At 43.1% G+C, this 5713-nt stretch carries 6 protein-coding genes; 4 read left to right on the forward strand and 2 right to left on the reverse strand.

Annotated features, from left to right (window positions below):
• Nucleotides 1-151 precede the first annotated feature (151 nt).
• The 3 genes from K8S15_09980 to K8S15_09990 all read left to right on the forward strand — a co-directional run bounded on the left by K8S15_09980 (nt 152) and on the right by K8S15_09990 (nt 2949).
• Nucleotides 152-1405: a tetratricopeptide repeat protein gene (locus tag K8S15_09980; GenBank protein MCD4776363.1), complete on the forward strand. Its 1254-nt coding sequence runs from the start codon at nt 152-154 to the stop codon at nt 1403-1405.
• A gap of 146 nt (nt 1406-1551) precedes the next feature.
• Nucleotides 1552-2406, forward strand: a complete 855-nt coding sequence (locus K8S15_09985; GenBank protein ID MCD4776364.1) for a hypothetical protein — start codon at nt 1552-1554, stop codon at nt 2404-2406.
• A 117-nt stretch (nt 2407-2523) separates the two neighbouring features.
• Entirely contained in the window at nt 2524-2949 is a 426-nt protein-coding gene (locus K8S15_09990; protein MCD4776365.1) for a hypothetical protein, read from the forward strand.
• Between the two features lie 25 nt (nt 2950-2974).
• Here K8S15_09990 and K8S15_09995 read toward each other — a convergent pair whose 3' ends face one another.
• Together K8S15_09995 and K8S15_10000 are read right to left on the reverse strand one after the other, a co-directional pair.
• Nucleotides 2975-4330 (reverse strand): AAA family ATPase, encoded by a 1356-nt coding sequence (locus K8S15_09995; protein ID MCD4776366.1) that lies wholly within the window; start codon nt 4328-4330, stop codon nt 2975-2977.
• A 242-nt stretch (nt 4331-4572) separates the two neighbouring features.
• Entirely contained in the window at nt 4573-4716 is a 144-nt protein-coding gene (locus K8S15_10000) for a hypothetical protein (GenBank protein ID MCD4776367.1), read from the reverse strand.
• A 189-nt stretch (nt 4717-4905) separates the two neighbouring features.
• Between K8S15_10000 and K8S15_10005 the strand changes: the two genes are divergently transcribed.
• The gene (locus K8S15_10005; GenBank protein MCD4776368.1) at nt 4906-5283 is read left to right on the forward strand and encodes a hypothetical protein; all 378 of its coding nucleotides are present in this window, start codon (nt 4906-4908) and stop codon (nt 5281-5283) included.
• Nucleotides 5284-5713 lie beyond the last annotated feature (430 nt).

Raw genomic sequence — 5713 nt, forward strand, 5'->3', positions numbered from 1 at the left:
ATGTATGTTGATATAGTACCAAACAGAAACTCAAGACCGACCTCTCTGCTCCATGAATCTTACAGGGAGGGTGGCAAAGTATGCAAAAGAACTGCTACCAATCAGATGAAATCGTAAGTCACAAATTTCACTTTAGCAAGTAGGGGAGAATATGTTTGTCCTTATACTGTCTTTAATCATCTCACTAACTGAAACCGATTCTTCAGATGTCCAAAATTATCTGCATCAGGCACATCATTACTTCGATCAGGGCAGTTACTTGGAATCAATAGAATGCTTGGAATCAGCTCTGGCTGTTGATTCCAGTAATGCGGAAATATATCACTACCTGGGCTATTACACCCATTATTTATGTTATGATTCTCGTCCTTATCCGAATTATTCGGCGAATATTTCCGATACAATTATCTACTACCTTACACAATCAATAATTCTGGATCCGAATTTAAGGGATAGTTATTATTTCCTGGGTGTTGAATATGGAGTTATCTCCCGAAAAGCTATTCAATTCGACCAGTATGATGAGGTTAAAGAATCAATGATTAAGGGTTTCCTTGCCGGATGTTATCCCCCCTGGCTTCTGGAGTATGCCCGTAATACACTGGACTGCTGCCAGCAAAACGCAATTCTTTTTATCAGCGGAGATGCGGAAGTTAATGCTATATCCTATCTGCAGTGGATTGATAATTATCGTCAAGATATTTCTCCGGTGATTATTCCCCTCTGTAACCGATCCTGGTATATTGAGATCATTAAAGAGGGATTCCATGATCTAATTGTACCTGTACCTATAAGTTGGAATACTGAGCAAATCTATGGGACAAATAATTATAAGTGGAATTCAAATATAATACACACATTACTTAACTCCGAAATTATTAGATTATATGAATTGGAAGATAGTGTTTTCCAATGGACGTTATCTCCCGATCTGACTGGTTACGACCGGGAATATTTAAGCCCGGCAAAAGCTATAATTACGGATATAATTGAACAAAATGCTTTTCTCCGCCCTGTATATTTTTCCCTTTCTTCTCCTGCCTTAATTACTGATGATTTCGATTCCAGTTTAATTCTCTGCGGTTTGGCCAGACAATTAGTGCCCTATAATGTTTGTGAAAGAGGAAATGAAATCGATATCGAATTATTGGAAATTTTTCTTGGAGAAATGGAAAATTTCACCAATTTTCAGGATCTGAGAGAAAATGACTTACCCCGAGTTTCCCAATTGCTTAATAACTATAGATATTTATACTTAAATTTAATTACCTATTACTATAATTTAAACAATCTAACAAAAGCTAATTTTCTTATGCAAACGATGGAGGAATATCTACCTGATTCCATATTACCTCTTCCTGAGAATTTAGACACATATATTAACCAGCTAAGGAATTCTCTATAGTAATCTTATAGCAGAATGCTTTGAGTGAATTACTATCTGTGTCGTCCAGCTTATTGCGAGGCTCCACATGCTCAGGTGACGTCCCCCCCCTCCCACGCTAATATATTAGAGAGAATGGTTTCCCTAATTACGTTTGGAGGGGTACAATGCAGTTTGTCTTTACTTTTATATTCATGATAGGTGCTGAATTACTGTCAGATGGATACGAGGTTACACTGGAGAATGATGGCCGTGATAATACACTGATTGAAGTAATCGACACCGGTAACGGGGACTCCATCCTCTCGCTGGACATTACCTTTGTCTACAGTGCCCATTATCACTCCTGTGAATATCATGACGGATACCTGTACGTTATTCGGAGGATCGATTACGATGGATACCCCGATGAAAACTGGTCTGATCAGTTGTGGAGATACTCTCACGAGGGTACAGGTGTTGAGCTGTTTTCGCACAAGGGACTGGATTTCAGGGTTTCCGGGGATAACAGCCACATCGCGGTTGTTTCCAGAGACAGTTTATGGGTCCTGGGAAGTGAAGGGGGAATCCTCGGGACCTTTGAAACCGAGCAGCTATCATCCGTCCGGATTGGTTTTGATGTTGTTTTGCAGCCGCTGGAATGGTCCTCGAACGGGTTATCCTTCTGGGGATCTCTTCTTCAGGTACCTGGACCGATTAACCTCTTCAGACTTGATATAAACTCCATGAATCCCGTGATATACGACATATCAAGTCTTGAAATACTCGATGAATATGTCCTGCAGGCAGATTCGAGAATGCTGACCTATAGCGACTATCCCGCAATGCACTGCTATGATGAGTTGTTGGAATACCAGGCCAGCGGAGATACATGTCACCTGTTTTTGTACTATCTTGACGAAGGGCGGACTGAATTGCTGGCAATCTCAAGTGCAAGGGAATTCAAACCAGTCTGGATATCTCCGGATACCCTTGAATTCGAAGATGATATGACTGGGGGTCGAATCCGCATATCGATTTGATTATCCAGATCATATTCCACCACGTTTCCGGGATAATACTTCTGAGGGAAGAAGACCTCTCGGGGTGGTTGACTACTGCATTCAGCTTCAGTAGTTGAGCAACTGTCCATCTGTATCATGATATTCAATTTGACGGTATGCGATTCCATGATTGAGTGGCTGGTTATCAACCAGCGTTTTTTGAATGTTCAGCGTCTCAAGACCATCAATAAGCGCGAGAACTTTGCTGGCATGGTTCTTCTTGCTTCTATTGCAAGTGTATTGATGAAACCGTCTTCAGAAGCCAAATGGAAAAGATTAAGCCGGGAGATACGAAAGAATGGAAAACCACACCCACAGGTAGGTGAGAAAGACAAATTCTTCAGTAAAACAGGCTTCATCAGAAATCTCGTTAAGTTAAGAAATATCTCTGAGACATTTAATCCCGGGATTCCTGCTAATCTCATCCTGAAACTGAGAGCTCTCTTCGGAGTGAGTTCCAGGTGCGAGGTTATAGCCTACCTTCTGACGCATGAAGAGGCTACTGCTTCATATTCTGTATAAATGTGCCGGGCAAAACCCGGGTTTATCAGAAATGAGTCTGCGGATTATTCTCAGTGAATTGCGTATTGAGCATTGACGCTGCGTAGAGAGGGATGAAGCGGGTTATACCTCTCTTCCTGAAGTTCCAGTATCCTAGTTTTACAATCTCCGGGGGATCATACTTCCCGGCAAAGGTTCCTGCTGATCTTGAATGAGATCTTCTGCCGGCTTTTACTTCCACTGGAATAACATCATTCCGTTTCTGAAGGAGGAACTCCACCTCGGCAGTATTCTCTTTCCATGCAATATTTGGTTCAACTCCAGCTGCGCTGAACTCTTGAGCCACGAAACTCTCCGCCACCCATCCTTTGTAAAAACCCTCGTGGAACCCTCCTCTGTCCAGCAGTGGAATATCGGCAAGTGCTCCAAGGATGCCTGTATCGTGTGCGTACAGCTTGAATCTTCCCTGGGCTGTATATGCTGAGAGAGGCAGTTCTCCCCTATTAACAATGGAGTATTTCAGTACAAGACCGGTCTTTTCCAGCCAGTCTATTGGACCCTCCAGCCCTCTGAAACCCTTACGTCCGGGAATGACACCCTTGAAGCGATATCTGGAAGAATTGCCGTTCTGCTCTCTTCCCAGCTGTGAAGGCAGGTTGCTCCAGATCCGCTCAATATGCATTGAATTACTGTGCCCTGAGTATTTGGCCATGTCCGCCAGATATCCTCTGATAAGGTTTTCCTGAACCTTTCGCGCTTCTGCGAAAGCTGTCCTCAGGCTTTCTCTCCGGATACTCCTGTATGCCTTTACTGCCTCGGGCATACCTCCGACAACGATGTACTCACCAAGAATGTTCCAGAGTTTATCATGAGCTGCCTCAGGGAGTGATTCTTCTTCAATCGCGTTTTGCAGAGAATTTTTAAGCCTTTCTTCTTCCAGCGCATCAAGGAATTCCATAAAGTTCATGGAGTAAAGGTCAGTATACTCCAGTTTACCGACTGGAAAAGGTTGATCAGACATTGTAACACCGGACAGGCTGCCGGCAGCGCAGATATAACAGTCTGCCATGTCATCGCAGAAATACTTCAATGCCGTGAGTGCTCTTGGGCATGCCTGAATCTCGTCAAATATGATTAGGTCCCGGTTCGGACTGATATTCGTGTCTGATACTAATTCAAGTTCCTTCAGTATACGCGCAGGATCCAGGCTGCCTTTCCTGAATACAGATGCAGCAGCTGTGTTCTTCTCAAGGTCAAAGTAGTGATACCCGGGGAATGAAGGCGCAAAAAGCTGTTTTAGAAGATATGTTTTTCCGCACTGGCGCACTCCCTGAAGAAGCATAGGCTTTCTGGAAGGCTTTCTTTTCCATGCTTCAAGTTCTCTTATTGCTTTTCGTTTCATGCTGGAAATCTAGGCAAATTAATACAATAAGTCAATATACTTTGCAAACTATCGAATATTTGCCAGGTATTTTCTGTGTATTCTACGACTAATTGCTATTTATTGGAGAATATCTTATACGCTATACTTCCTGTTATCAAACTATCTCATCCGGCTCTTTCTGAAATATCGAACAGAATGCTCGAATTTCCATCCGTTTTCCCCGGTTATAAGTATCAGAAGACTTTCGGGGTTACTGAACCTTACTCGGATTTTTTGGATTTGAGTTTCCACAGAAGAACTAACGCTATGGAGTCTAAAGAGACAACAGTAGCGAGAGTCTGTACATCGCCCATGTAGTTGTATCCGAAAACCAGCCTTAGAATAAGAAATACGATTGTGCCCATGTTATCCTCCTTTTAGTGATAATACAAATTCCTTGGGTTTATGCAAATTGTTTGAAGGTCTGCCCTGTGCTTCAGGAAGCGGGAATGATATGTGATGCTGTTAAAATTAATGGGAGGGTATATGAATCCATCTGTTCTTGATGATCTGATCCGAAAACATTCTATTCAGTCTCCTTCGAAGGCGGTGATATCGCTACATGCGATGGTGATGGTTTCTACACTTTTCAGGAACGTAAAAAGGAGATTATCATCCACGGAGGGTCGAATGTAAGTCCTCATGAAGTTGAAAATATCATTGATTCCTTCCCGGATGTTCTGGAGAGCTGTGTGGTGGGTGTACCGGACGCGCATTGGGGAGCTATTCTCCAGGCTTATATCGAGTGGGAGCCGGATGCGGATAACCCGGATCTGGACAGTCTGAAAAAGTATGTTTCAGATAACCTGGCAAGCTACAAGGTCCCTGATCGCTGGGCTGTAATGGACAGGCTGCCAAAGACGGCAACCGGGAAACTTGATCGTAAAACACTTCACAATATGGCCAGCGGGATGCAGAAAATCGGAGAATAACCCTGATAATGTCGGAGTTGGAGGGCAGTTGCTCATTGACCGGCACAAATCGGATGAGACAATTACCTGAGAAGCTTTCAATCAGTGATCGGACTTTTCTCTGAGACGATGGTATCAGTTGACCAGGATAGAGTTGCCGAAGAAAAAGAATTGTGTGTTTGACTGTAGCGCGCCTGGTCCGCTTCTGAAAAACGGGTATTCACCATGAAAGCAGAATATCCTCAAGCACAGATACATAGCCTTCGACAGAAGATATCTTCATAAAGCTCACGTGCTTCATATCTGTCATCAGGATAATTAAAGGGAATACCGTATTACTTATCTTTTTCTTCGCTCAGCTCGAGGATTGTTGCTACGTGTTTTTTCATTTGTCCTACCTGGTAGGTGAGTCCGAGGGTTTCACTGGCTTCGATTCCCTTTAAGTAACTGT

Source organism: Candidatus Aegiribacteria sp. (assembly GCA_021108005.1).
Taxonomy (GTDB): domain Bacteria; phylum Fermentibacterota; class Fermentibacteria; order Fermentibacterales; family JCC-6; genus Aegiribacteria.